Below are 24065 nucleotides of genomic sequence, written 5' to 3' on the forward strand. Positions count from 1 at the left end.
TGCACGCAGGCTGTGCTCGACCATATGTCGACACGCGCGCGCCGACCCATGGTGCGGGTCGTGCGGAACGTCGACATGAGGGTCTCCTGTTCGCGCCGGTGCGGACCGGTGCAGCGTCAGGTTAACCCAGAAACCGGCCCGGCACGAGGGTGTGCGGGCCGGTTCTGGAGAAGTTCACACTCCCCCGGGGGCAGTGTTCGCTAGATGCCGAAGCGGACGATGTGGTAGTCGCTCGTCCAGATCGGGCGGATGGACACCGCGCCACCGGGCTTCGGGGCGTCCATGATCATGCCGTTGCCCATGTAGAAGCCGTCGTGCGCCTCGTTGTTGAAGATGACGACGTCGCCGGGCTGCGCCTCGGACTCGGGGATCGTGGTGCCGGCCTGGTCCTGCAGCGGCACCGAGTGCGCCAGGTTGATGCCGTACTGGGCGTAGACGAACATGATGAAGCCGGAGCAGTCGAAGCCCGAGGGGTCAGCGCCGCCGACGACGTACGGGGTGCCGATGTACTGCTTGGCGGTGTTGACCACGGCCGGCAGCGAGAACGGGGTGTTCGCCGCCGACGAGCTGGCTGCGTACTCCGCCGCGGACGGCCCGGTGTACGAGGCGTACTGCTTCGCGGTCGCGGCGCGGGCGGCCTGCGTCTCCTTCGCCTGAGCTGCGGCCTGCTTCGCTGCAGCAGCCTGGTCGGCGGCTGCCTGCGCGGCAGCCTTCTCGGCGTTGAGCGTCGCGGTGGAGGTGGCGCCGTAGCCGTCACGGCTCGTGTCCGCCAGCGCCACGGCGTCGGACACCGACAGCTCCTGGCTCTGCGTGGCGCGGACCTGACGCTGGGCGTCCGCGGCGACGGTCGAGTTGCTGGCGGACGTCGCGGCGAAGGCCGGAGCGACCGCGACCGTCCCGAACATGCCGGCGGCGACGGTGAGGACGACGGGCGCGAGGAACTTGCGCTTCCGCGACACCGAGCTGGCCTTCGCGGTGCTCGCGGCGGCGGCGGCCTGCGCGGCACGACGACCGCCGGGCAGCGGAGCGGAGCGCACCGGCACGACCTTGCGGACGGCTCGGCCCTCGGTCTCGCGCACGGCCCGCCGGGTGAGCGGGGCGGTGGTGGCGTTCTCGGTGTTCGTCGGGTTCGCGGGCGTCTGGTCGTCCGCGGCGGTACCGGTCTGCGTCAAGAGGTGTGTCTCCAACGTCTCGTCATCACGCCGCCGTGGGTGTCCGGCGGTGTGCAACCCCATCCGTTCGTCATCGTTTCCGATCGAGGCAGGAGACGGGTTCGAGACGTCCTGCCACGGGTCTCCGGCTCAGGGGCAGCACGGCGACTCGGACGAGTGTACGGAGGCGTCGTTACCGTGTCGAGACAAAACGCCCCGAGGTAACGAATCGGTAAAGACTCTCAGGGACGACCCCGGAGGGGTCAGTCGCGCTCGATGTAGACGTGCTGGGCGACCTCGATGGGGAGCTCGATGCCCGAGTCTTCGCCCTCGACACGGACCGCCACGTAGGCCCCCGCACGCTGCACACTGCCGACCCGGCCGGGCATGACACCCGCTGTGCGGAGCTGGTGCAGGAGTTCCGGCTCGAACTGCACGGGCTCGCCCAGTCGTCGGATGACGCCGGTCGCGACGGCGTCGGTGCCCTCGGTCGCGGCGACGATGTTCTGGACGCCGTCGAGGAACCCGGCGGCCGCGGGGCCACCGATCTCGGCCAGCCCGGGGATCGGGTTGCCGTACGGCGACTCGGTCGGGTTGCCGAGCATCTCGAGCAGACGGACCTCGACCTGCTCGCTCATGACGTGTTCCCACCGGCATGCCTCGTCGTGCACGAACGCCCAGTCGAGTCCGATGACGTCGGCCAGCAGGCGCTCGGCAAGACGGTGCTTGCGCATCACGTGGGTGGCGCGGGAACGGCCTTCGTCGGTGAGCTCCAGGTGCCGGTCACCGGAGACGACGACCAGGCCGTCGCGCTCCATGCGGGCGATGGTCTGGGAGACGGTCGGACCCGAGTGGCCGAGGCGCTCGGAGATGCGCGCGCGCAGCGGCACGATCGCTTCTTCCTCCAAGTCGAGGATGGTGCGAAGGTACATCTCCGTGGTGTCGACGAGATCGGTCACGGTCCGCCTCTCATGTCTGGGCCCAGCGCCGACCACACTACTTGTTCGCACCGACGAACACCGACCGGCGCCCGGGCACACGTGAGAAAGGGTCATCGGACGCGGTGAGCGGGTGCGCCGGACCCACCCCGTCCGGCCGGTACACGGGCGGGGGCATGCGGATCGGCGTCGGTAGGATCGGTGCATGGCAGACATCGTCATCCCGGCCGAACTCCTCCCCACCGACGGTCGCTTCGGCTGCGGTCCGTCGAAGATCCGCGGTGCACAGCTCGAGGCACTCGTGACGCGCGGCGCCACGGTCCTCGGCACCTCGCACCGCCAGAAGACCGTGAAGGACCTGGTCGGCAGCGTCCGCTCCGGCCTCGCCGACCTGTTCCAGATCCCCGAGGGCTACGAGGTCGTCCTCGGCAACGGCGGCTCGACAGCGTTCTGGGACGCCGCCGCCTTCGGCCTCATCGAGCGTCGGGCCGAGAACCTGTCCTTCGGCGAGTTCGGGTCGAAGTTCGCCAAGGCCGCCGCAGCCCCGTGGCTCCAGGCTCCGCACGTCGTCGAAGCGCCGGGCGGCTCCCTCGCCGCACTCGAGCCGGTGGACGGCGTCGACGTCTACGCCTACCCGCACAACGAGACCTCGACGGGCGTCATGGCCCCGGTCGTCCGAGCGACCGGTGACGCCGGCGCCCTGACCGTCGTGGACGCGACCAGCGCCGCAGGTGGTGCCCTGTTCGACGTCAGCGCCACCGACGTCTACTACTTCGCGCCGCAGAAGAACTTCGCCTCTGACGGCGGGCTCTGGCTCGCACTGCTCTCCCCCGCGGCGATCGAGCGGATCGAGCGCATCGCCGCATCGGACCGGTACATCCCCGAGTTCCTGTCGCTGAAGAACGCGGTCGACAACTCGCGCCTGAACCAGACCCTGAACACCCCGGCGATCTCCACGCTGCTGCTCCTCGACGAGCAGGTCCGGTGGATGAACGAGTCCGGCGGTCTGGCGTGGGCGGACCTCCGCACGAAGACCTCGTCGTCGACGATCTACGACTGGGCCGAGGCGAGCGAGTACGCCACCCCGTTCGTCACCGACGCCGCTGCTCGGTCGCAGGTCGTCGCCACGATCGACCTCGACGACTCGATCGACGCCAAGTCCGTGGCCGCGACCCTGCGCGCCAACGGCATCGTCGACACCGAGCCGTACCGGAAGCTCGGCCGCAACCAGCTGCGCGTCGCGACGTTCACCGCGATCGACCCGGACGACGTCGCGAAGCTCGTGCGTGCGATCGACTTCACGGTCGACGCCCTGCGCTGACGCCGGGGACACCCGCCGGAACGCCGAACGGGCCCGGCACCACCAGATCGGTGGTGCCGGGCCCGTTCGTTCGTCGGGGCGGGTGCGTCAGGCGCGGTGGAAGTCCGGGTCGGCCTCGCCCGCGTCGAGCTGGTCCACCTCGAGGTCGGCGTCGGGCTCGACCGGCTGCACGCGGCGGGCACGGCGGCGGCGCGGCGACTGCGGAGCCTCATCCTGGTCCTCGTCGTCGCCGTCGGAGGCGTCGGTGTCGCTCACATCGGCGAGCGCATCGACGTCCACGCCCTCGATGTCGTCGTCGTCCGACTCGTCGAGGTCGTCCTCGTCGGCATCGAACTCGTCATCGTCTTCGTCGTCCTCGTCGTCCGAGTCGTCGTAGTCGTCGTCTTCGTCGTCGTCCGACTCGTCTTCGTCGTCATCCGACTCGTCGTCGAACTCGTCGTCGTCATCGTCATCGTCCGACTCGTCGTCCTCGTCCGACTCGCCGTCCTCTGCCTCGTGCTCCTGCGCGGCCCGGTACTCGGCCAGCCGCTCGGACCACGGAACCCACTCGGGTGCGACGAGCGCGCCGTCCCCGGGCATCAGCTCGACCTCGAGCACGGTGGGTTCGTCGTCGCCGATCTTCGCGACACTGACGGTCCAGCGCCACCCGGGGTACCCGGGCAGGCGGTTGGCGAACAGGACGGACACGACGCCGTCCCCTTCGTCAACGGTGCCGACGGGTGCGCCGACGGTCGACTCGGGGGTGACCTCGAGCAAGGCCTCGCGCGCCAGGTCGGTGTAGTCGATGGACGCTGCGTCGATGGACGCTGCGTCGATGGACACGGCGTCAGTCGACGCTGCGTCGGGAGCCGACTCGGCCCCTGCTGTCTCGGACTCGGTCATGGGGTCACGCCTCCAACTGGTCTGCGACGTGCCGCAGGATGGCGGCGATGCGATCGCCGTTCTTCGGGTAGCGGCCGTGGCGGAGGTCTCCGCTGATCCGGTCGAGTTCCTTCACCAGGTCCTCGACGATCACGGCCATGTCGTCCGCGGAGCGACGGGTCATCCGCGACAGCGACGGCTGGGGTTCGAGCAGCCGCACGGACAACGCCTGCGACCCCTTCTTGCCCTGGACGACGCCGTACTCGAGCCGCGTGCCTGCCTTGACGGTCACGACGCCGTCGGGCAGCGAGGACGCGTGCAGGAACACCTGGTCGCCGTCGTCTCCGGTGATGAAGCCGAAGCCCTTGTCGTCGTCGTAGAACTTGACCTTGCCGGTGGGCATGCGTGGACTCCTCGAGGTCGTGGTACGGCCGTGGTGCGTCGGATATCCTGGGTCGATGGCCAATCCGACCCGATCAACCGGGAACCCGCAGGATTCCGCAGAACCCCCGCTGACGTTCAATCGTACCGAACGCGCTCTGGCGTTCATGATCGGTGGCATCTTCATCGCTGCCTTCCTCTGCATGGCGGCCATCATCGTCATGTGGCTGACGGCCTCGAGTGCGCAGGCGTCGATGCCGTGGCCGGTGATCATGGCGGTCCCGCTCATCGGCTTCCCGATCGGCATGGTGCTGGTCTTCACGCTCCTCGCCATCACCTGGACGCGTCGCGCACGAGCGAACCGGACGGCTCGCTGACGTCCGCCCCGGACGCTGGCACCGGACGATGACGACCACCGCCGACCTCGCCGCCCGACTCCGGGCGATGCCGGACGACGCGCTCCAGCGCCTCGTCGCGGCGAGGCGACTCCCCACCGCTGCACTCGCCGAGACCGGCCCGCAGCGCATCACCGACTTCTTCGACCTCGCCGAGGCGCTCCGCGGCGACGATGCTGTGGACGCCGCCGTCGAGCACCTGCCGCGCGCCACGATCCTGGCGCTCCGCGACGGCGGTGCCGTCGACGCGCTCGGCCCCGCGGTCGAGCTCGGCCTGGCCGACCAGGACGGCGCCGTCGACGACGCGGTCGCCGCACGCGTGGCCGCCCACCCCGACCTCACCTCACTCGACGAACAGCCTGGAGGCCCGGAGCAGGTCCGCCCCGCTGCTCCCGTCCTCGATGCCGCGGCGCTCGCGCGTGCGCGCACCACGGGAGCGGAACAGGCGTTCGCGACGATGACCGTGCTCGCGGAGCTGCTGCGGGCGGTCGACGCCGGCGCGGTCCGCGAACTCGTCAAGGGCGGGATCGGCATGCCGCTCGCCCGGACCCTCGCGGAGCGCATCGGCACCGACGCCGAACTCGTCGCCGGTCGCCTGGCGCTGCTCGACGGCATCGGGTTCGCCGACCCCGACACCGGACGCTGGATCGTCACCGACGCCGGGCACGCCTGGTTGCTCGCCAGCTGGCCGGAGCGCTGGGTGTCGCTGGTGGCCGCATGGTCGGACACCCTCCCGCCGGCCGTGCACGAAGTGCTCGCGCTGGCCGACGGCGACCTGCGCGACCTCGTACCGCTCGGACGCTGGGCCTACCCGGCCGGATCCCGCTGGCTCGACGCCCTGCTGCTCGACGTCGCCGGCACCGCGGCGTCGCTCGGCCTGGCCGTCGACGGTCTCGTCACGAGCACGGGCCGGGCGCTGTTCGACGGCGACGCCGAGCAGGCCGCCGACGACCTGCCGGGCACCGTCGAACGGGTCTACCTGCAGCACGACCTCACCGTCATCGCGCCGGGCCCCCTCGCGCCGGTGGACGACGACGCCCTGCGCACGGTCGCCGTGCTCGAGGCACCGGGGCTCGCGGCGCGGTACCGCATCTCCGAGGACACCCTGCGCACGGCGTTCCGGGCCGGACACTCCCGCGACGACCTGCTGGCGCTGCTCGGGCGGCTGTCGGCCACCGGCATCCCGCAGCCCCTGGCCTACCTGATCGACCAGGTCGCCGGACGCGACGGCAGCATCGTCGTCGACCGGGGACCCGGCGGTGTCGGCACCGAGGTCCGAGGCACCCCCGACCAGCTCGACCTGATCGGGGTCGACGCCGAACTCCGGCAGCTCGCCTGGGACCGGCCCGACCTGACGACGCTGACCACGCGCTACCCGCCGCACGTCGTGCACAACGCGCTCGAGGACCAGCGCTACCCGGCCGTCCTGACGACCGCAGCCCGTCCCGAGGCGCACCACGGGCCTCCCGGCCGGCGCAGCCCCACCGGACGCTCGCCGGAGCAGTCGGCGCACGCACTCGTCGAACGGCTCCGCCTGACGACCCGGCGCGGCGACGCGGAGCCGGAGCAGGAGTGGCTCGGTCGGCAGATCGACCTGGCCGTCCGCGGGCGCACGCCGATCCGCGTGACCGTCCGGATGCCGGACGGCTCGGAGCGACCGTTCTCGATCGTGCCGACGTCGGTCGCCGCCGGACGCGTCCGCGGGCGGGACACCGCCGTCGACGTCGAGCGCACGCTGCCGCTGTCGCTCGTCGTGTCGGTCGAGAGCGACGCCTGAGCCGTGCGGTCACCAGTACGCAGGCGCTGACGGCTAGGCTGGCAGGTCATGAACGGACCGCTGATCGTGCAGAGCGACCGCACCGTGCTCCTCGAGGTCGCGCACCCCGACGCCGAGGACGCACGCCACGAGCTCGCGGCCTTCGCCGAGCTCGAACGCGCTCCCGAGCACGTGCACACCTACCGGATCACCCGACTCGGACTCTGGAACGCGCGCGCCGCGGGCCACGACGCCGAGGCGATGATCGACACCCTGGAACGCTTCGCGAAGTTCCCCGTGCCGCAGAGCGTCACGGTCGACATCCGCGACACGGTCTCGCGCTACGGACGACTCGTGATCCGTCGCGAGGAACGCCCCGACGCGCCCGTGATCGCGAACTCCCCCGCCGAGGAACTCGAGCGGCTGCCGCTCCTGCTGCTCACCGCCGAGGACCCGTCGGTGCTCGCCGAGGTCATCCGGTCGAAGCGGATCAAGCCGCTGCTCGGTGACATGCGGTCCTCGACCGAGGTCGAACTGCAGCCGTGGGCGCGTGGGCAGATCAAGCAGGAACTCGTGAAGCTCGGCTGGCCGGCCGAGGACCTGGCGGGCTACACCCCGGGCCAGCCGCACCCGATCGACCTGGACACCGCCGAGTGGCACATGCGGCCGTACCAGGAGCAGGCGGTCGACACGTTCTTCGCCCAGGGCTCCGGCGTCGTCGTGCTGCCCTGCGGTGCGGGCAAGACGCTCGTCGGCGCCGGTGCGATGGCGACCGTCAAGGCGACGACGCTCATCCTGGTCACCAACACCGTCTCGGCGCGGCAGTGGCGCACCGAGCTCCTGAAGCGCACGACCCTGACGCCGGAGGACATCGGCGAGTACTCGGGCAGCGTCAAGGAGATCCGGCCGGTCACGATCGCGACGTACCAGATCCTCACCGCCCGTCGGAAGGGCGAGTACACGCACCTGTCGCTCCTCGATGCCCTCGACTGGGGCCTCATCGTCTACGACGAGGTGCACCTGCTCCCCGCTCCGGTGTTCAAGCTGACCGCCGACCTGCAGGCCCGCCGACGCCTCGGCCTCACCGCCACGCTCGTGCGCGAGGACGGCCGCGAGGGCGACGTCTTCTCGCTCATCGGGCCGAAGCGCTACGACGCCCCGTGGAAGGAGATCGAGGCGCAGGGCTACATCTCGCCGGCCTCCTGCTACGAGGTCCGCATCGACCTGCCGCACCAGGACCGCCTGGAGTACGCGGCGTCGAGCGACGACGAGCGCTACCGGCTCGCCGCGACGTCGCCGGCGAAGACCCCGGTGGTGCGGGAACTCATCGAGAAGCACCGCGGTGAGCAGATCCTGGTGATCGGGCAGTACATCGACCAGCTCGACGAACTGGCCGCGTCGCTCGACGCGGCGGAGATCACCGGAGCGACCCCGGTCGACGAACGGGAGCGGCTGTACGACGCGTTCCGGTCCGGCGAGGTCGATGTGCTCGTCGTGTCCAAGGTCGCGAACTTCTCGATCGACCTGCCCGACGCGACCGTCGCGATCCAGGTGTCCGGCTCGTTCGGGTCCCGGCAGGAAGAGGCGCAGCGGCTCGGCCGACTCCTCCGCCCGAACAAGGACGGCCTGCCCGCGTCGTTCTACACGCTCGTGGCCCGGGACACCGTCGACCAGGACTTCGCGCAGAACCGGCAGCGGTTCCTGGCGGAGCAGGGGTACTCCTACACGATCCTCGACGCCGACCAGGTCCAGACGCCCGTGGGCTGACGTACGAAGCGCTCTCAGGAAACCCCGAGGGAACAGTCAGAAGATAAGACCATGAGCGATGGCCCCAAGATCCTGATCGTCGACGACGAGCCGAACATCCGCGACCTCCTGACGACCTCGTTGCGCTTCGCCGGCTTCGCCGTGCGTGCGGTGGGCAACGGCGCACAGGCGATCTCCGCCGTGCTGGAAGAAGAGCCGGACCTCATCATCCTCGACGTGATGCTGCCCGACATGAACGGCTTCGGCGTCACCAAGCGCCTCCGTTCCTCGGGCTACACCTCGCCGATCCTGTTCCTCACGGCGAAGGACGACACCGAGGACAAGATCACCGGCCTCACCGTCGGTGGTGACGACTACGTCACCAAGCCGTTCTCGCTCGACGAGATCGTCGCCCGCATCAAGGCCATCCTCCGTCGCACCATGAACGACGAGGAAGACGCGATCATCCGCGCCGGTGAGCTCACGATGGACCAGGACACGCACGAGGTCACGATCGGTGACGCGCAGATCGAGCTCTCCCCCACCGAGTTCAAGCTGCTCCGCTACCTCATGCTCAACCCGAACCGCGTGCTGTCGAAGGCGCAGATCCTCGACCACGTGTGGGAGTACGACTTCAACGGCGACGCGGGCATCGTCGAGAGCTACATCTCGTACCTGCGCCGCAAGCTCGACCAGTACTCCGCCGAGCCGATCATCCAGACCAAGCGCGGCTTCGGCTACATGCTGAAGGCGTCCAAGGCTTCCTAGGGACCAGGGCCCCTCGGGGCTCGACTTCACGGCGGCCGTCCGGTTTCACCGGGCGGCCGCTGTCTATCGTTGAGGCAGCATGCACACGCGAATGAACCACTGGTGGGACGGGATCTCCCTGCGCACCAAGATCACCGGGATCACGGTGCTCCTCGTCGCGCTCGGACTGCTCGTCGCCGGACTCGGCACGATGACGGTGCTGTCCACCTACCTCATGCAGCAGCTCGACAACACGGTCAAGCAGACGACCGAGCAGCTCGAGGGCCAGAACATCAGTGACGGCGAGCAGTACTGCAAGCTGTCCGTCGTGGTGTCGCAGAGCGCCTACGTCGCCGCGTACGACGCCGACGGCGACCGGATCTGCCAGACGAAGGCGTCGAGTCGGCCCGACGTCCGCGAGGCCACCCTGGTGCAGGCCGCGCAGTCGAACCAGCGCATCTCGCTCTACGACAGCCAGCACGACCACGAGTGGCGTGCCCAGATCATCCCGGCGTCGCTGCAGAACCAGTCCGACGGCACCACCGAGACCGGCTACGTGCTCATCGCGGTCTCCAGTGCCGGCACCGACGAGACGATCGGCAAGTTCACCGCGATCTTCCTCGGGTTCGGCGCCTCGGTCATCCTGCTCGGCGCCATGCTCACCCGGCTGCTCGTCACCGCGACCTTCGACCCGCTGCGCGACGTCGAGGACACCGCGGCCCGGTTCGCCGCCGGTGACTTCAACCAGCGCCTCGAAGCCGACACCCCGAACACCGAGGTCGGCCGGCTCAACCGCTCCCTCAACGTGATGCTCGAGCGGATCGACTCCGCGTTCGAGGACCGTGAGCGCACCATCGACCAGATGCGCCGGTTCGTCGGGGACGCCTCCCACGAGCTCCGCACCCCGCTTGTGTCCCTGCGCGGGTACGCCGAGCTGTACCGGATGGGTGCCCTCCGCAAGGAAGAAGACGTCGCCCAGGCGATGGAGCGCATCGAGAAGGAAGCGCAGCGGATGGGCCTGCTCGTGCAGGACCTGCTGCAGCTCGCCCGCATCGACGAGTCCAAGCCGCTCGAGCTCGGCCCCGTCGACCTCGTCGCCATCGCCCGCGACTCGGCGCTCGACACCATGGCCTCCAACCCCGACCGCGAGATCCAGGTCCTCGTCGAGGACTCCCTGACCGGCGAGAGCGTGCCGCAGGCCGTCCGTCCGTCGTCGTCCCCGTCGTCCGTCGTCTCTCCGGACACCGGCGAGGCACCGCCCGTGTCGCCGACCTCGGCGAACACCACGGGCCCGATCGCGTTCTCGCGCCAGACCATCGCGCGCCTCCGAGCCCGCCGCACGCGCGCGATGAACATCGACGCCGGCGCCACACCGACCGACGAGACCACGCCGCTGCCCACGGTCGTGCTGCCGAAGCGCCCGCCGATCGTCCTGGCAGAGGAGAACAAGATCCGCCAGATCGTCACGAACCTGATGGGCAACGCCATGCGGTTCACGGCGCACGACGACCCGATCGAGATCGGCATCGGCGTGGACGACGAGCGCGGCATGGCGCACCTCGACGTGATCGACCACGGTGAGGGCATCCCGCCGCAGCTGCGCGAGAAGATCTTCCAGCGCTTCTGGCGTGCCGACACCTCGCGCGCACGCGACACCGGTGGCTCGGGTCTCGGACTCGCCATCGTGTCCGGGATCGTCGCGGCGCACCACGGCTCGGTCGAGGTCTTCGACACCGAGGGCGGCGGCGCGACCTTCCGCGTCTGGCTCCCCCTGCTCCCCCGCGACTTCGCCGCCTGACCGCCTGACCGGCGAGGGCCGTGTGTCCCGCGGCGTCCCGGCCGTCCCGCGGCGTCCCGGCTGGTCACAACACCCCGTTCACGGCCGCCGAGTGGTCACGATCTGTCGTCTGCGCACTCGCTGACCGACAGTTCGTGACCGACCGGCGCACAGCCGACGACATGTCGTGACCGCCCGACGAAGTACTCGTCCGCGTGGCACATGCCGCTCTCACGCCGAGCGCCGACGGTTTCCGACCGCACGGACCTCGAACGCCTGCCGGAGCCGCTCGAACAACACTGCGGGCCGGTGGGCGTCCGACGCCGTTGCATGGATCACGAGCCAGTCGTTCACCACGAACCCGTTGTCCCGTCGTTGATCGTGTCGGAAGGTGTCACGCTCGCGGTGGTGATCGCCGTCGTACTCCAACGCGATGCCGAACTCCGGCCACGCCATGTCGACGCGGCCGAGGAACCGTCCCGCACCGTCGTGCACGTCGACGTTCAGCTCCGGCTCGGGGAACCCCGCTTCGACCACTGCCAGACGGAGCCAGGTCTCCTGCGGCGACTCCGCCCCGGCCCGGACGAGTTCCAGCGCGCGCCGAGCAGCGAGCGCGAAGCGTGTGCCGGGACGGATCGCAGCACGGAGGTCGTCCGCAGTCGCGAGACCCGACACTCCGACGAGGTGGTCCCCGATCGCGACCAGGCCGTCACGGTCCACGACACCGGCGCACTCGAACCACATCTGCGCGGGCGAACTGACCCGGCGCTCGCGGTGTTCGACGACGGTCGGCCGACGGATGCGGTGCGCGATCACGTCCGGCCGACGCATCCGGACCCCGTCTCCCACAGTGGAGACGTGCACGGTCCGGAGCGATTGCACCGACTGCGGCAGTGGCGCACCCCAGATCGCAGCGGCGGTCGTGTGACTGAAGAACTGGTCGGGACGCATGACCAGGGCGACGGCGTCGATGAAGTCCACCGAGTCGATCGGAGCGCGGACACCGTGGACCGGGGCTGCCAGGTCGGCACGTCGGAGTCGTTCCGGATGAATGCCACCACCCACGGCATCGGCCACGCGGAAGGTGGATCGGTCGAACGGAGCGGGGAGGCGACGGGCAGCTGGCATGCCGTCATGGTCGCTGCAGGGCACGCGAGCCGACCACCTGCGCTCGGAACCTGTGGAGAACGAGGTGAGTCGGGCCTCCTGTGCGGGAGTGGTGAGGCGCGACACGAGCAAGCCGCATCCACGAGCCGGTCATGACTCCCCGCTCCTGCGCCGCCGGACGGTCACGAAGTGTCGACGGGAAGCGGCCAAACCGACGGTTCGTGACCGCGCCGCGAGCCTGAGCGGGGTGTCGTGACCAACAGGCCCACCCGCAGCCCGCACCCCCCACACACACAGAAGGGCCCCACACGCGCAGCGTGCGGGGCCCTTCCGTCAGGCGGACTTAGAAGTCCATGCCACCCGTCGGGTCGCCAGCCGGAGCAGCGGGGGTGCGCTCGGGCTTCTCGGCGACGACGACCTCGGTGGTCAGGAACAGACCGGCGATCGACGCAGCGTTCTGCAGCGCCGAACGCGTGACCTTGGCGGGGTCGATGATGCCGGCGGCGATCAGGTCGACGTACTCGCCGGTCGCGGCGTTGAGGCCCCAACCCGACTCGAGCTCGCGGACCTTGGCGGCGACGACGCCCGGCTCGAGACCGGCGTTCAGCGCGATCTGCTTGAGCGGCGCGTCGATGGCCACGCGGACGATGTTCGCACCGGTCGCCTCGTCACCCTCGAGCTCGAGGGCCTCGAGTGCGACGGCACCGGCCTGGATGAGGGCGACGCCACCACCGGCGACGATGCCCTCTTCGACGGCAGCCTTCGCGTTGCGGACGGCGTCCTCGATGCGGTGCTTGCGCTCCTTGAGCTCGACCTCGGTCGCGGCACCCGCCTTGATGACGGCGACGCCACCGGCGAGCTTCGCGAGGCGCTCCTGGAGCTTCTCGCGGTCGTAGTCGGAGTCGGTCGCCTCGATCTCGGCACGGATCTGGCGGACACGGCCGGCGATCTGCTCGGCGTCGCCAGCACCCTCGACGATCGTGGTCTCGTCCTTGGTGATGACGACCTTGCGGGCACGACCGAGCAGGTCGAGCGTCGCGTTCTCGAGCTTGAGGCCGACCTCTTCCGAGATGACCTGGCCACCGGTGAGGATCGCGATGTCCTGCAGCATGGCCTTGCGGCGGTCGCCGAAGCCCGGAGCCTTGACGGCGACGGACTTGAAGATGCCGCGGATCTTGTTCACGACGAGCGTGGCCAGGGCCTCGCCGTCGACGTCCTCGGCGATGATCAGGAGCTGCTTGCCCGCCTGGATCACCTTGTCGACGACCGGCAGGAGGTCCTTGATGTTCGAGATCTTCGAGTTGACGATCAGGATGTAGGCGTCCTCGAAGACGGCTTCCTGACGCTCGGGGTCGGTGACGAAGTACTGCGACAGGTAGCCCTTGTCGAAGCGCATGCCCTCGGTGAGCTCGAGCTCGGTGCCGAAGGTGTTCGACTCCTCGACGGTGACGACGCCTTCCTTGCCGACCTTGTCGATGGCCTCGGCGATGAGCGCGCCGATCGTCGGGTCAGCGGCCGAGATCGACGCGGTCGCGGCGATCTGGTCCTTGGTCTCGATGTCCTTCGCGTTGGCGAGGAGCTGGTCGGAGACGGCGGCGACGGCCTTCTCGATGCCGCGCTTGAGCGACACGGGGTCGGCACCGGCGGCGACGTTGCGCAGGCCTTCGCGGACGAGGGCCTGGGCGAGGACGGTCGCGGTGGTCGTCCCGTCACCGGCGACGTCGTCGGTCTTCTTGGCGACCTCCTTGACGAGCTCCGCACCGATCTTCTCGTACGGGTCGTCGAGTTCGATCTCCTTGGCGATGGAGACACCGTCGTTCGTGATCGTGGGGGCGCCCCACTTCTTCTCGAGGACGACGTTGCGGCCGCGCGGGCCGAGCGTCACCTTCACGGCGTCGGCCAGCTGGTTCAGGCCGCGCTCGAGGCCACGGCGGGCCTCCTCGTCGAAAGCAATGATCTTAGCCATGTGGTTTTTCGTCCCTCCCGGACGTCGTCTTGGGGGTCGTGCTGGCACTCAGCGTGAGCGAGTGCCAACGCCGATTCTGGCACTCGACGGGTGCGAGTGCAACACAGTCGGGAGGCTCGTGACGACTTCCCAGGACACGCCACGTCCGGCGGACCCCGCACCACCGCCGCGGTCGCGCTCCCCGCACCCGTCCTCACCCCCGCACACGACGAACGCGCCGCCCCTGACGGGACGGCGCGTTCTGGAAGTGGTGGTGCTCAGGCGGGGCGGACGGACTCTGCCTGCGGGCCCTTCGACCCGGTCCCGACGTCGAACACGACGGCCTGGCCCTCCTCGAGGACCTTGTAACCCGACATGTCGATGGCCGAGTAGTGCACGAACACGTCCTGGCCCCCTCCATCCACGGTGATGAAGCCGAAGCCCTTTTCAGCGTTGAACCACTTCACGGTTCCGTTGGCCATGATCTCTTGCTCCCTGGTACTGCAGTGCGGAACGACGTGATCGTCGTCTGCATGGGACTCTGACCGAACGCGCCGGATCAGGCAAGAGGTGTGACGTTGTTTCACGTCGATTCCGGCAGAAATCAACGTGCCCGAAACACACCCGTCACACAATGCGCGAAAAACGCGGTGGTGCCGGGATCAACCGGTGTAGTCCGCGCCGAGGACGACACTCACGTCCGCGTTCGGGAACGCCGCCGACTGCTGCACCGCGGTGACCCCGAGCTGCTTCGCGATGCCCTGCGCGACCGCCGCCTGCGACGCCTGCTGGTAGTAGACGATCGTCGACGTCGAGCCCGTCGTGCCGGCGTCACCGGTCGAGGCGACCTGCCAGCCGGCACCGGTCAGCGCCGCACTCGCCCGGCTTGCCAGGCCCGTGGTGGTCGTGCCGTTCAGGACCACCACGGTGGTGGTGCCCTGCTGCGCCGGCGTCGCGGCCGCGGCACTGCCCGCGCCGGACCCCGCGGAACCCGATCCGGCCGACGAGGACGCGGACGGCTTCGACGTCGCCGAGGGCTTCGCGGTGGCGGACGCCGACGTGGACGCCGACGGAGAGTCCGAGCCGTTGAAGGAGTAGCTGCCGTTCAGCAGCGCGAGCACGAGCACGCCGATGCCGACGAGCACCCCGGTGGCGAGTGCCGCCCAGGCGAAGGCGATCCAGCCACGGCCGCGACGCTGGGCACCGCGGTGCGCACCGACCCGCGGGCCGTCGGCGACGTCGTCGAACCGGTCTCGGGGGAATCTCGTGCTCATCGTTCCTCTTCACGTCCTTCGGGAGCCACGCCTGGCGCGACGAAGCTGCGCGTGGCCCGGGCGCTGGTGCGCGCGTGCCGGAGCCGCTGCAGCCGGCTGACGAGCTGCGGGTCGTACGCGAGTGCCGCGGGCGAGTCGATCACGCGGTTCAGCACCTGGTAGTAGCGCGCCGCCGACATCTCGAACTCGACCCGGATCTCCGCTTCCTTCGTGCGGTCGTGCCGTGCCCGGTCCTGCTCGAACGACAGCACGCGCTGGGCGAGCTCGCTGAGCTGCTCAGTGCTGCGTTCGTCGGTGGGGCTGGTCACGGCGGTTCCGATCACGGTCGGGTAACGGGTCTCGCACATCGTAGGGGTGGAGTCGATCCGGACCCTGGCACGGGGCTGGACTGTCGCGAACACTGGTCACAGGTTCGGCGCACGGAACCAGCGCACGCGGGTACCGAACGGGTCGGAGGCGGCGACCGCGACCCCGTCGATTGAGGCCGTCGCGAACGCGTCCGGGTCAGCGGCGTCGACGTCATCGGGGAGCGTCGCGGCCACATCGCGCAGGATCCCGGTGCGCTCGAGGGCGATCCAGTGCACCCCCCGCTCACGGATCCGGTCCACGAACCGTTGCCGGTCCGCGCCCGGCACGTAGACAAGGGTCCCGGTGGTCAGGACGACCGGTTCGACGTCGTCCGGCAGGGCGTCCAGTGCACGGTCGAGGTCACCCGGCAGCGTGCCCCTGATCCGCACGGGAGGCACGGCGAGCGTCGCGCGCGCCGCCTCGCGCATCAGGGCGATCCGGTCCGTCGCCTCGGGCGGGACCGCCTCGACCAACCGGTCGAACGCGCCCGGTGCGGCGAGGTCGATCGGGTTCGGGTCGAGCGCGATCCGCGCGCCGATCCGGATCGGCCTGCTCGCCGGAGCCGGAAGGACCCCGGAGACGTCCGCGACGAGACGGACCGCGGGTTCGTCGACCGCCGCGTGCATCCGGACGAGCTCGGTGCGCGCCCCGCCGTGGTCGTCGCGCCCCGAGGAGTCGGGGCGCGACGACGGCACCGGGGCGCGTTCCGCCGACACTCCGGATTCCGACGTCCGGTGGTCGAGCGTCACCCGGTCCGGGATCGAGCACAGCCCGGCGGCAGCCCCGGCATCGACCAGGCCGAGCGGCCGTGAGGAGCGTTCGGCGAGCGCCGCGAAGAGCGGGACGACCGGGGCGAGCCGCCGCGGGTCGTTGGCCTGCACCGTGGCGGACGCGAGGGCCGTGACCAGCGCGGGGCGGGCCTCCAGGCCGAGCGCGCCGAGCGCACCCGGGTCCGACGGGTCCGCGCCCAGCCGCCGCGCGACCGCGAAGAACAGTTCCGGCTGCCGCTGCTGCTCGGGGACCTCGGCGAGGAGCGCGACGAGGGCGTCGTCGAGCGACCGTGCCCAGGCGGCGTACGACGGTGAGACCGCCTCGATGCGGTCGGCGAAGGCGGCGTACCGGGCCCGGGTGCCCATCAGCGCCCGGGCCGGTGCATGCCGACGTGGCGGATGCCGGCCTCCACGTACGGCTCCCCGAACCGCACGAAGCCGTACCGCTCGTACAGGGCCGCGACGTACTCCTGGGCGTGCAGGACGAACGGGTCGTGTCCGTGTTCGTCGAGGACGGCGGCGACGAGCCCGCCGGCGATCCCCTGCCCGCGGTGCTCCGGGTCGGTCGCGACCCGCCCGATGACCCACGCCGGCGACTCGGCGCCGTCCGGGTGGACCTCGTCCACCGCCGGGCGGATGAGCCGCAGGTACCCAACCGCAGCGGTGTCCGTGCCGAACCACCAGTGCTCGGTGTCGGGCTCGCGGTCACGGCCGTCGAAGTCCTCGGCGGTGACCCGCTGCTCGAGCGCGAACACGCGGTTGCGCAGGACGACGATGCCGTACAGTGCGTCCGTCGTCAGACGGGTCCAGCGGGCGTGGTGCACGGAATGCTCGGACATCGTGGCGAGTTTACTGAAGTGGTCGGGAGTACCCGGAAGAGCCCGACCGGAAGCAGGAGGAACCAATGGCATACAACGTCGACAAGTCCGACGCCCAGTGGCGCGAGGAGCTCTCCCCGGACCAGTACGCCGTCCTCCGCCAGGCGGGGACCGAACGACCGTGGACCGGTGAACTCCTCGACGAGGAGCGCGCCGGCGTCTACACCTGTGCGGCCTGCAACGCGGAGCTGTTCAAGAGCGGCACGAAGTTCGACTCCGGCTGCGGCTGGCCGTCGTTCTACGAGTCGGTGAACCCCGACGCCGTGCAGCTCATCGAGGACAACTCGCTCGGCATGGCCCGGACCGAGGTCCGGTGCGCGAGCTGCGGTTCGCACCTTGGCCACGTGTTCCCCGACGGGTTCGGCACCCCCACCGGTGACCGGTACTGCATGAACTCGATCTCGCTGAACTTCTCGGAGAAGTCGGGCGAGTGAGCCCCGGACGCCCTCACCGGTAGGATGAGCGGCGTCAGCCGGCATGGCGCAATTGGTAGCGCACCGTACTTGTAATACGGGGGTTGCGGGTTCAAGTCCCGCTGCCGGCCCCAGAGCGATGCCCCGGGCGAAGTCTCGCCCGGGGCATCGGCACACGGAACGCGGATCAGGGGGCGTTCCGGGCGCTGGACGCGGTAACCAGCCGGTCGTGCGACGAGGATGACACCTCACCGACCCGCGCGTCCACACCCTGACCCCACATCCGCGGAAATCCGCACGATGTGCACGAACGCGAAACGGCGCGGTCCGGCCGACGCCCGCCGACTCAGCGCCCGCCGGCTCAGCGCCCGCCGGTTCAGCGCCCGCCGGTGATCTTCCGCTCCCGCTGCGCGACGCCCGCCGTGCCGTAGGGGTAGTCGTCGATGCGGGGCGCGCTGGCGTCGGTCAGCCGGGCGAGCTCGTCGTCGGTGAGCACCAGGTCGGCGGCACCGAGGTTGTCCTCGAGCTGCGACAGGGTGCGGACACCGAGGATCACGCTCGTGACCGCGGGCCGGGCCAGCAGCCAGGCGAGTGCGACCTGCGACTTCGACGCGTCGTGGGCGTCGGCCACCTCGGAGACGGCGTCGAGCACCTCCCATGTGCGCTCGTCGCCGTTGCGGGCCTCCCACGCCTCCATGCCGCGCTCCGGGTTCTCGCCCAGGCGGGTGGCGCCGGACGGGGCCTCGTCGCGCTGGTACTTGCCCGACAGCCAGCCGCCGGCCAGGGGCGACCAGGGCAGCAGGCCGATGCCGGCGTCGAGGCAGGCGGGCACGACCTCGTGCTCGATGTCGCGGACGAGCAGGTTGTACTGCGGCTGCAGGGTGACCGGCGGTGCCCAGCCGTGCGCCTTCGCCTCGTAGACGGCCTTGGTGACCTGGTAGCCGAGGTAGTTCGAGAACCCGTACGAGCCGATCTTGCCGGCGGACACGGCGTCGTCGAGGAACCGCAGGGTCTCGTCGATGGGGGTCAGGGCGTCCCAGGCGTGCATCTGGTACAGGTCGATGTGGTCGACGCCGAGCCGTTCGAGCGAGGCGTCGAGGGCCACGCGCAGGTGTCGTCGGGACAGCCCGAGGTCGTTCGGACCGTCGCCCTGCGGGAACCGGCCCTTGGTGGCGAGGACGACCTGCGCCGCCTCGGTGGGGTGTGCTGCGAGCCAGCGGCCGATGATCCGCTCGGACTCGTTGCCGGAGTAGACGTCCGCCGTGTCGACGAGCGTGCCACCGGCGGCCACGAAGGCGTCGAGGATGGCGTGTGAGGTGGGTTCGTCGGCTTCGCTGCCGAACGTCATGGTGCCGAGGGTCAGCGTCGACACCGATGTCCCGCTGTTGCCGAGGAGTCTGTAGTCCATGGCGGGGACGGTACGCCCGGTGGGGTCCGACCGAGGGGACCCACGAGTACCCCTCAGCGCGGGGCGGACAGGAACCGCAGCGCCGCTTCGCGGAACGGCCGCGAGGTCGGTGCGTTGAAGTGGTTGCGCCCCGGGATCTCGAAGAAGGTGGCGTCCGGTGCGGCCTCGGCGAGCCGGACCGCACTGTCGCGGATGCCGTCCTCGCTGCCGGCCGCGATCAGGAGCGGCTGCGCCGGGGCGTTCTGCGGGGTCGGCTCGATGCTGTTCCGCATCCCCTCGACCATGGCCACGAGCGCGCCGAGGTCGTTGCCCTCGACGTTGCCCGCCATCGTCAGGTAGCCGTTCGTCACGCGGTCCTCGATCGGGGTGCCGTCGGCGATGTAGGCCTTCGCCTGGTCGACGCGGACGCGACGCATCGGGTCGGCGTCCGGGATCCCGCCGAAGACCGCTCGCGAGATCCGGCCGGGCAGGCGTTCGGCGGTGTGCCAGCCGACGCGGGCGCCGAGCGAGTAGCCGAGGTACGCGACGTCGTCGAGCAGGTACGTGTCGATGACCGTGGTGACGTCGGCGACGAGCAGGTCCATCGAGTAGGCACCCGGGTCGTGCGGCTTCGCGCTCGCGCCGTGCCCCCGCTGGTCGAGCGCCAGCACGCGGTAGCCGGCACGGACCAGGTGTCGCGTCCAGCCCGATGCGTGCCAGTTGAGCACCGCGCCGGAGGCGAACCCGTGCACCGCGATGACGGCCGGGGCGTCGGGGTCGCCGAAGTCGTAGGTCGCGAGTCGCAGCCCGTCGGGCGACATCACGAACCGGGGGCGGGGCGCTTCGGGGACGAGTGACATGTCCTCTCCAGCGTATCGGGGCAGTGTGGTCGCCATGGACGGCTACGGCGGCGATCAGATCCGGGCGGCGGAACGCCCCCACCTCGACGCGGGGGAACCGCTCATGCAGCGAGCCGCCGCAGGGCTCGCGCGCATCGTCGGCGACCTGCTGGACGACCCGGCCGTGCGGCCGGTCGACGGGCCGGGATCGGTCCTCGTGCTGGCGGGCAGCGGCGACAACGGCGGGGACGCCCTGTTCGCGGGTGCTCGCCTGGCAGCGGCCGGGAGGCACGTGGCGGTCCTGCGCGTCGGCTCCCGTGTCCACGCGGCCGGCCTGGCAGCGGCGCTGGACGCCGGCGCCCGTCTGCTGGACGGCGCGTCCGGCACCTCGGGACCGAACGCGGGCGGAGCGGCCGACATCCTGCGGGCAGCCGGCCGGAGCGACGGCGAGCGCCTGGCCGCCGTCGCGACCGAGGCGGCACTCGAGGCCGACCTGGTGCTCGACGGCATCCTCGGCATCGGGGTGCACGGCGCGACCGCACTGCGGTCCCCCGCCCGCGAGGTCGTGGACGCGATCCGCGAGCTCGCCCGCGACCAGCGCGCGCCGTTCGTCGTCGCGGTCGACGTGCCGAGCGGCGTCGACGTGGACACCGGCGGCGTCGCGGACGACCACGTCCTGCACGCCGACGTCACCGTCACGTTCGGCGGCGTGAAGGCCGGACTGCTGACCGGACCCGCCGCCACCCTCGCGGGTCGGATCGAACTCGTCGACGTCGGGATCGGTGCGGACCTGGCGACGATGGAACCGCTGATCCGCACCTGATCCCGCGCCGGGGTCAGTGGTGCTCGTACAGCACGGGCTCCGGCAGACCGTGCTCGGCGCGGATGCTGCGCGCGATGCCCTCGATCGCGACCAGGGCGTCGACCACGAGCTCCGGCGTGACGGGGAACGGCATGTTGTGGATGGTCTCGCCCTCCGCCGTCGCGGCCTCGGCCACGGCCTGCAGCACGTCGCGGTCGTCCACCGTCAGGCCGATCTCGGTCAGGGTGTTCGGCAGGCCGACCTTCGTGGTGAAGACGACGAAGTCCTCGATCTCCTCCGCCGGGGCGCCCTCGAGCACGAGCTGCGCGATCGTGCCGATGTTGACCTTCTGCCCGTGCGCCAGGCCGTGGGCCTGCGGAGCGGCGGTCAGCCCGTTGTGGATCGCGTGGGCGGCGGCGAGCCCGCCCGACTCGAACCCCAGGCCGGACAGCAGCGTGTTCGCCTCGACGACCTTCTCGAGCGCGGGGGTGACGACCTTGGACTTGACGGCCTCGATGGCCTGCAGGGCGTTCTCGTGCAGGAGCCGCCACGACAGTTCGGCCAGCGCGACGCCGGTCTGGGTCTGCAGGCCGCCGGCCATGGTGTCGGCGTTGGCACGCTTCGCGGCACGGGCCTCGACCCAGGTCGCCAGCGCGTCGCCGATGCCCGCGACCAGGAACTGCACCGGGGCGTTGGCGACGAGCCTGGTGTCGATGAGCACGAGGTCCGGGTTGTGCGGGAAGAAGCGGTACTCGATGAACTCGCCCTCGGCGGTGTAGATGACGGCGAGCGCCGAGGTGGGGGCGTCGGTGGACGCGGCCGTCGGGACGCTCGCCCACCGGATGCCGGCCAGGTGTCCGGCGGCCTTCGCGGCGTCGATGGCGGAGCCGCCGCCGAGTCCCACGATGACGTCGGCGTCCTTCGCGGCGATCTGCTCGACGAGCTCGTCGACGGCTTCGGGGGTGGCGAAGCGGCCGAACCCGACACGCTCGACGGCCAGGTCGGCGGACCGGAAGCTCTCGGTCACGGCGGTCTCGACGATGCTCCAGACCACGTCGTCGGCGACGATCAGGGGCCGCTTGCCGATCGGGGCGATGAACTCGCCGACGCGGGTGATCGCGTCCTTGCCCTGGACGTAGCGGGCGGGGCTCATCACGGTGCTGATGGGAGTGGCCATCGTGCGGTTCCTTCCGGTTGTGCGACAGGTGTACGTCAGGTGTCGGGGTGGCCGACGCCGCCGACGCTACGCGGGGCCGCTGATCGGTAGGTTCGGGGCCATGACGTTCAACGACGATGCTCGGCTCCGGGGCGGCAAGGTCAAGCGGCGGGGTCGCACCACGGCGATCGGCGGTGGTGCCGTGGGTGTCGGCGCCGTCGTGGTGTTCCTGATCCTGCAGTTCACGGGGGTCGACCTGAGCGGGATCGTCGGCGGCGACAACGGCCTGACGGCGATCCAGCAGGGGGGCGAGTCCGCCGACGCCGCCCCCGAGTGCCGGACCGGGCGGGATGCCAACCTGCGCGTCGAGTGCCGGATGGAGGGCGCAGCCGAGTCCCTCGACGCCTACTGGACGTCCGAGGCACGATCCCTCGGCATCTCGTACACCTCGCCGGAGTTCTTCCTGTTCCAGGACTCCACCGACACCGCGTGCGGGCAGGCGTCCGCCGCGACCGGCCCGTTCTACTGCCCGCCGGACCGGGCGGTCTTCCTGGACACCGCGTTCTACGACGACCTGCAGTCGCAGTACGGCTCGTCAGGCGGTCCGCTCGCGCAGATGTACGTCGTCGCGCACGAGTGGGGGCACCACATCCAGCAGCTGCAGGGATCCTTCGCGAGCACCGACCGCTCCGGCACGGGGGCGTCGTCGGACAGCGTCCGCGTCGAGCTGCAGGCGGACTGCTACGCCGGAGCCTGGGTCGGCGACGCCGCGACCACCGAGGACGCGGACGGCGAGACCTTCTTCGAGCCGATCACCCGCACACAGATCACGGACGCCCTGTCGGCGGCGAGTGCGGTGGGCGACGACAGCATCCAGGAGCGTGCGACCGGCCGCGTCGACCCGGACTCGTTCACGCACGGGTCGAGCGAGCAGCGGCAGCGCTGGTTCCTGCGGGGCTACCAGCAGGGTGCGACGCACTGCGACACCCTGAGCATCCCGGGTTCGGCCCTGTAGCCGCGCCGTTGCGGGCGTCAGGTCCGGTACCAGCCGGCACCGGGCCTGACGCCCGTGGTCAGCGCGTCAGCGCTCGTCCAGACGTCAGCGCTTGGTCGGCGTGGGCGTCGGGGTCGCGCTCGGGGTGGGCGTCGGGGTCGCGTCGGTCGTCCCGGCGGCCGTCACCACGAAGGTGCGGAAGTCGTCGTTCGTGACCGGCGAGGTCAGCTCGTACCGCTGGCCGTTCACGAGCACGAGCGGCGTCCCCGGGAACTCTTTGAGCGTCGACCCGGGGATGGTGCCGTCGGACACCTTCGACGTCTGCTCGTCCACCCACTTGGCGTAGTCCTGGTCGGTGATGCAGCTCCGGACGGCGCTGCGCTCCTGGAGCCCCTGCACACCCGTGACGACCTCGGTGAGCTCCGCGTCCGTCAGGCCCGCCGTGCCCTCGTCCGGCTGCTTCGCGAAGAGCGCCTGGTTGACCGCGTAGAACTGGTTCGGCGAGTGCTCGGCGACGCAGGCAGCGGCGTTCGCGGCGCGGAGCGAGTACTTCGTGCCCTGCGAGCGGTTCGACAGGATCGCGACCGGGTGGATGTCGACCGTGGCCGCGCCGGAGTCGACCAGGTCCTTGATGTAGTCACCGTTGGCCCGCTCGAACTGGCCGCAGCCGGGGCAGAGGTAGTCGACGTACAGGGTGATCCGGACGGTCCCGGCACCGTCGGTCTCGGCGTTGCTCGGGGCGGCAGAGGCCGATCCGGATGCGGACGCGGTGACCGGCTTCAGGTCCTGTCCGATCGTGATGCCGCCCTGCGACATCGTCGACGGTCCGGGCCCGGCGGGCTTCACGGAGTCGACCAGCACGAGCGTGACGATCGTCGCGGCGGCGAGGAGCACGACCCCGAGCCCGATCTGCAGTCCGAGCCGGACACCGCGCTGGCGTCGCTTCTGCTGGGTCCGGGCACGCTGGGCTCGCTGGCGGGCGGCTTCACGGCGCTCGTTCCGCGCGGCGCGGGCAGCACCCTCGGGGCGGTTGTTCATCGGTGCGTCGTCCTCCTGATCGGTGTCCGCTCGGCGTTCCC

At 70.7% G+C, this 24065-nt stretch carries 24 protein-coding genes and 1 tRNA gene; 10 read left to right on the top strand and 15 right to left on the bottom strand.

All coding sequences use genetic code 11. The annotated features are described in order from the left end of the window. Positions 1 to 200 precede the first annotated feature (200 nt). Both ACL00U_RS14810 and ACL00U_RS14815 read right to left on the bottom strand, forming a co-directional pair. Positions 201 to 1172 (bottom strand): C40 family peptidase, encoded by a 972-nt coding sequence (locus ACL00U_RS14810; protein WP_051067405.1) that lies wholly within the window; start codon positions 1170 to 1172, stop codon positions 201 to 203. A 242-nt stretch (positions 1173 to 1414) separates the two neighbouring features. After that, positions 1415 to 2110, bottom strand: coding sequence for a metal-dependent transcriptional regulator (locus ACL00U_RS14815; protein ID WP_017888038.1), 696 nt, complete (start codon positions 2108 to 2110; stop codon positions 1415 to 1417). 184 nt (positions 2111 to 2294) lie between these two features. Between ACL00U_RS14815 and serC the strand changes: the two genes are divergently transcribed. Next, positions 2295 to 3410 carry a phosphoserine transaminase gene (gene serC / locus ACL00U_RS14820; RefSeq protein ID WP_412873567.1) on the top strand — a complete coding sequence of 372 codons (1116 nt, stop codon included), beginning with the start codon at positions 2295 to 2297 and terminating at the stop codon, positions 3408 to 3410. 87 nt (positions 3411 to 3497) lie between these two features. On the opposite strand, the gene ACL00U_RS14825 is transcribed toward serC, so the two are convergent. After that, complete coding sequence (locus ACL00U_RS14825; protein ID WP_262118056.1) at positions 3498 to 4292, bottom strand: DUF3027 domain-containing protein; 795 nt, start codon at positions 4290 to 4292, stop codon at positions 3498 to 3500. A 4-nt stretch (positions 4293 to 4296) separates the two neighbouring features. Continuing rightward, positions 4297 to 4674 (bottom strand): cold-shock protein, encoded by a 378-nt coding sequence (locus ACL00U_RS14830; protein ID WP_017888041.1) that lies wholly within the window; start codon positions 4672 to 4674, stop codon positions 4297 to 4299. Positions 4675 to 4729: 55 nt separating this feature from the next. Here ACL00U_RS14830 and ACL00U_RS14835 point away from each other — a divergent pair, with 55 nt between their 5' ends. The 5 genes from ACL00U_RS14835 to ACL00U_RS14855 all read left to right on the top strand — a co-directional run bounded on the left by ACL00U_RS14835 (position 4730) and on the right by ACL00U_RS14855 (position 11094). Then, positions 4730 to 5029 carry a hypothetical protein gene (locus tag ACL00U_RS14835; protein ID WP_167578319.1) on the top strand — a complete coding sequence of 100 codons (300 nt, stop codon included), beginning with the start codon at positions 4730 to 4732 and terminating at the stop codon, positions 5027 to 5029. Between the two features lie 28 nt (positions 5030 to 5057). Further along, entirely contained in the window at positions 5058 to 6824 is a 1767-nt protein-coding gene (locus tag ACL00U_RS14840) for a helicase-associated domain-containing protein (protein WP_412873568.1), read from the top strand. Positions 6825 to 6872: 48 nt separating this feature from the next. Next, positions 6873 to 8570 (top strand): DNA repair helicase XPB, encoded by a 1698-nt coding sequence (locus tag ACL00U_RS14845; RefSeq protein ID WP_017888044.1) that lies wholly within the window; start codon positions 6873 to 6875, stop codon positions 8568 to 8570. 51 nt (positions 8571 to 8621) lie between these two features. Further along, on the top strand, positions 8622 to 9317 hold the full coding sequence (locus ACL00U_RS14850; RefSeq protein ID WP_017888045.1) for a response regulator transcription factor: 696 nt from the start codon (positions 8622 to 8624) through the stop codon (positions 9315 to 9317). 79 nt (positions 9318 to 9396) lie between these two features. After that, on the top strand, positions 9397 to 11094 hold the full coding sequence (locus ACL00U_RS14855) for a sensor histidine kinase (RefSeq protein WP_031260211.1): 1698 nt from the start codon (positions 9397 to 9399) through the stop codon (positions 11092 to 11094). A gap of 210 nt (positions 11095 to 11304) precedes the next feature. On the opposite strand, the gene ACL00U_RS14860 is transcribed toward ACL00U_RS14855, so the two are convergent. The 7 genes from ACL00U_RS14860 to ACL00U_RS14890 form a co-directional block, all read right to left on the bottom strand. After that, on the bottom strand, positions 11305 to 12201 hold the full coding sequence (locus tag ACL00U_RS14860; protein WP_152427318.1) for a hypothetical protein: 897 nt from the start codon (positions 12199 to 12201) through the stop codon (positions 11305 to 11307). Between the two features lie 322 nt (positions 12202 to 12523). Continuing rightward, positions 12524 to 14146, bottom strand: coding sequence for a chaperonin GroEL (groL, locus tag ACL00U_RS14865; RefSeq protein ID WP_017888048.1), 1623 nt, complete (start codon positions 14144 to 14146; stop codon positions 12524 to 12526). A 257-nt stretch (positions 14147 to 14403) separates the two neighbouring features. After that, the gene (locus ACL00U_RS14870; RefSeq protein WP_017888049.1) at positions 14404 to 14607 is read right to left on the bottom strand and encodes a cold-shock protein; all 204 of its coding nucleotides are present in this window, start codon (positions 14605 to 14607) and stop codon (positions 14404 to 14406) included. Positions 14608 to 14787: 180 nt separating this feature from the next. After that, positions 14788 to 15399, bottom strand: a complete 612-nt coding sequence (locus ACL00U_RS14875) for a LytR C-terminal domain-containing protein (protein WP_412873569.1) — start codon at positions 15397 to 15399, stop codon at positions 14788 to 14790. Then, positions 15396 to 15707 (bottom strand): DUF3263 domain-containing protein, encoded by a 312-nt coding sequence (locus tag ACL00U_RS14880; protein ID WP_231564081.1) that lies wholly within the window; start codon positions 15705 to 15707, stop codon positions 15396 to 15398. Before ACL00U_RS14880 ends, ACL00U_RS14875 begins: the two co-directional genes overlap by 4 nt. Before the next feature lie 96 nt (positions 15708 to 15803). Continuing rightward, positions 15804 to 16883, bottom strand: coding sequence for a DUF2332 family protein (locus tag ACL00U_RS14885; protein ID WP_412873570.1), 1080 nt, complete (start codon positions 16881 to 16883; stop codon positions 15804 to 15806). Beyond that, the gene (locus ACL00U_RS14890; protein WP_162243023.1) at positions 16883 to 17356 is read right to left on the bottom strand and encodes a GNAT family N-acetyltransferase; all 474 of its coding nucleotides are present in this window, start codon (positions 17354 to 17356) and stop codon (positions 16883 to 16885) included. Before ACL00U_RS14890 ends, ACL00U_RS14885 begins: the two co-directional genes overlap by 1 nt. A gap of 65 nt (positions 17357 to 17421) precedes the next feature. Here ACL00U_RS14890 and msrB point away from each other — a divergent pair, with 65 nt between their 5' ends. Continuing rightward, entirely contained in the window at positions 17422 to 17829 is a 408-nt protein-coding gene (gene msrB / locus ACL00U_RS14895) for a peptide-methionine (R)-S-oxide reductase MsrB (protein WP_017888054.1), read from the top strand. Between the two features lie 37 nt (positions 17830 to 17866). Continuing rightward, positions 17867 to 17942, top strand: a tRNA-Thr gene (locus ACL00U_RS14900). Positions 17943 to 18184: 242 nt separating this feature from the next. On the opposite strand, the gene ACL00U_RS14905 is transcribed toward ACL00U_RS14900, so the two are convergent. After that, positions 18185 to 19216, bottom strand: a complete 1032-nt coding sequence (locus tag ACL00U_RS14905; protein WP_056071789.1) for an aldo/keto reductase — start codon at positions 19214 to 19216, stop codon at positions 18185 to 18187. Positions 19217 to 19269: 53 nt separating this feature from the next. Beyond that, on the bottom strand, positions 19270 to 20055 hold the full coding sequence (locus ACL00U_RS14910; protein WP_042539307.1) for an alpha/beta fold hydrolase: 786 nt from the start codon (positions 20053 to 20055) through the stop codon (positions 19270 to 19272). On the opposite strand from ACL00U_RS14910, the gene ACL00U_RS14915 reads away from it, so the two are divergent. Further along, positions 20054 to 20857, top strand: coding sequence for an NAD(P)H-hydrate epimerase (locus tag ACL00U_RS14915; protein ID WP_031260218.1), 804 nt, complete (start codon positions 20054 to 20056; stop codon positions 20855 to 20857). The genes ACL00U_RS14910 and ACL00U_RS14915 overlap by 2 nt on opposite strands. Positions 20858 to 20870: 13 nt before the next feature. Here the strand turns inward: ACL00U_RS14915 and ACL00U_RS14920 are convergent, their stop codons facing one another. After that, the gene (locus ACL00U_RS14920; RefSeq protein WP_042539311.1) at positions 20871 to 22013 is read right to left on the bottom strand and encodes a glycerol dehydrogenase; all 1143 of its coding nucleotides are present in this window, start codon (positions 22011 to 22013) and stop codon (positions 20871 to 20873) included. A 100-nt stretch (positions 22014 to 22113) separates the two neighbouring features. On the opposite strand from ACL00U_RS14920, the gene ACL00U_RS14925 reads away from it, so the two are divergent. Beyond that, on the top strand, positions 22114 to 23007 hold the full coding sequence (locus ACL00U_RS14925) for a neutral zinc metallopeptidase (protein ID WP_412873571.1): 894 nt from the start codon (positions 22114 to 22116) through the stop codon (positions 23005 to 23007). 84 nt (positions 23008 to 23091) lie between these two features. Here ACL00U_RS14925 and ACL00U_RS14930 read toward each other — a convergent pair whose 3' ends face one another. Next, complete coding sequence (locus tag ACL00U_RS14930; RefSeq protein ID WP_274007358.1) at positions 23092 to 24024, bottom strand: DsbA family protein; 933 nt, start codon at positions 24022 to 24024, stop codon at positions 23092 to 23094. Positions 24025 to 24065: the final 41 nt, after the last annotated feature.

The sequence above is a fragment of the Curtobacterium poinsettiae genome (assembly GCF_047226435.1).
Lineage (GTDB): Bacteria > Actinomycetota > Actinomycetes > Actinomycetales > Microbacteriaceae > Curtobacterium > Curtobacterium poinsettiae.

Bases quoted from the DNA above. Each gene is read 5' to 3' on its own strand.
- serC (WP_412873567.1), top strand. From the start codon at position 2,295: ATGGCAGACATCGTCATCCCGGCCGAACTCCTCCCCACCGACGGTCGC.
- ACL00U_RS14825 (WP_262118056.1), bottom strand. From the start codon at position 4,292: ATGACCGAGTCCGAGACAGCAGGGGCCGAGTCGGCTCCCGACGCAGCG.
- ACL00U_RS14830 (WP_017888041.1), bottom strand. From the start codon at position 4,674: ATGCCCACCGGCAAGGTCAAGTTCTACGACGACGACAAGGGCTTCGGC.
- ACL00U_RS14835 (WP_167578319.1), top strand. From the start codon at position 4,730: ATGGCCAATCCGACCCGATCAACCGGGAACCCGCAGGATTCCGCAGAA.
- ACL00U_RS14840 (WP_412873568.1), top strand. From the start codon at position 5,058: ATGACGACCACCGCCGACCTCGCCGCCCGACTCCGGGCGATGCCGGAC.
- ACL00U_RS14845 (WP_017888044.1), top strand. From the start codon at position 6,873: ATGAACGGACCGCTGATCGTGCAGAGCGACCGCACCGTGCTCCTCGAG.
- ACL00U_RS14850 (WP_017888045.1), top strand. From the start codon at position 8,622: ATGAGCGATGGCCCCAAGATCCTGATCGTCGACGACGAGCCGAACATC.
- ACL00U_RS14855 (WP_031260211.1), top strand. From the start codon at position 9,397: ATGCACACGCGAATGAACCACTGGTGGGACGGGATCTCCCTGCGCACC.
- ACL00U_RS14860 (WP_152427318.1), bottom strand. From the start codon at position 12,201: ATGCCAGCTGCCCGTCGCCTCCCCGCTCCGTTCGACCGATCCACCTTC.
- groL (WP_017888048.1), bottom strand. From the start codon at position 14,146: ATGGCTAAGATCATTGCTTTCGACGAGGAGGCCCGCCGTGGCCTCGAG.
- ACL00U_RS14870 (WP_017888049.1), bottom strand. From the start codon at position 14,607: ATGGCCAACGGAACCGTGAAGTGGTTCAACGCTGAAAAGGGCTTCGGC.
- ACL00U_RS14875 (WP_412873569.1), bottom strand. From the start codon at position 15,399: ATGAGCACGAGATTCCCCCGAGACCGGTTCGACGACGTCGCCGACGGC.
- ACL00U_RS14885 (WP_412873570.1), bottom strand. From the start codon at position 16,883: ATGGGCACCCGGGCCCGGTACGCCGCCTTCGCCGACCGCATCGAGGCG.
- ACL00U_RS14890 (WP_162243023.1), bottom strand. From the start codon at position 17,356: ATGTCCGAGCATTCCGTGCACCACGCCCGCTGGACCCGTCTGACGACG.
- msrB (WP_017888054.1), top strand. From the start codon at position 17,422: ATGGCATACAACGTCGACAAGTCCGACGCCCAGTGGCGCGAGGAGCTC.
- ACL00U_RS14905 (WP_056071789.1), bottom strand. From the start codon at position 19,216: ATGGACTACAGACTCCTCGGCAACAGCGGGACATCGGTGTCGACGCTG.
- ACL00U_RS14915 (WP_031260218.1), top strand. From the start codon at position 20,054: ATGTCCTCTCCAGCGTATCGGGGCAGTGTGGTCGCCATGGACGGCTAC.
- ACL00U_RS14910 (WP_042539307.1), bottom strand. From the start codon at position 20,055: ATGTCACTCGTCCCCGAAGCGCCCCGCCCCCGGTTCGTGATGTCGCCC.
- ACL00U_RS14920 (WP_042539311.1), bottom strand. From the start codon at position 22,013: ATGGCCACTCCCATCAGCACCGTGATGAGCCCCGCCCGCTACGTCCAG.
- ACL00U_RS14925 (WP_412873571.1), top strand. From the start codon at position 22,114: ATGACGTTCAACGACGATGCTCGGCTCCGGGGCGGCAAGGTCAAGCGG.
- ACL00U_RS14930 (WP_274007358.1), bottom strand. From the start codon at position 24,024: ATGAACAACCGCCCCGAGGGTGCTGCCCGCGCCGCGCGGAACGAGCGC.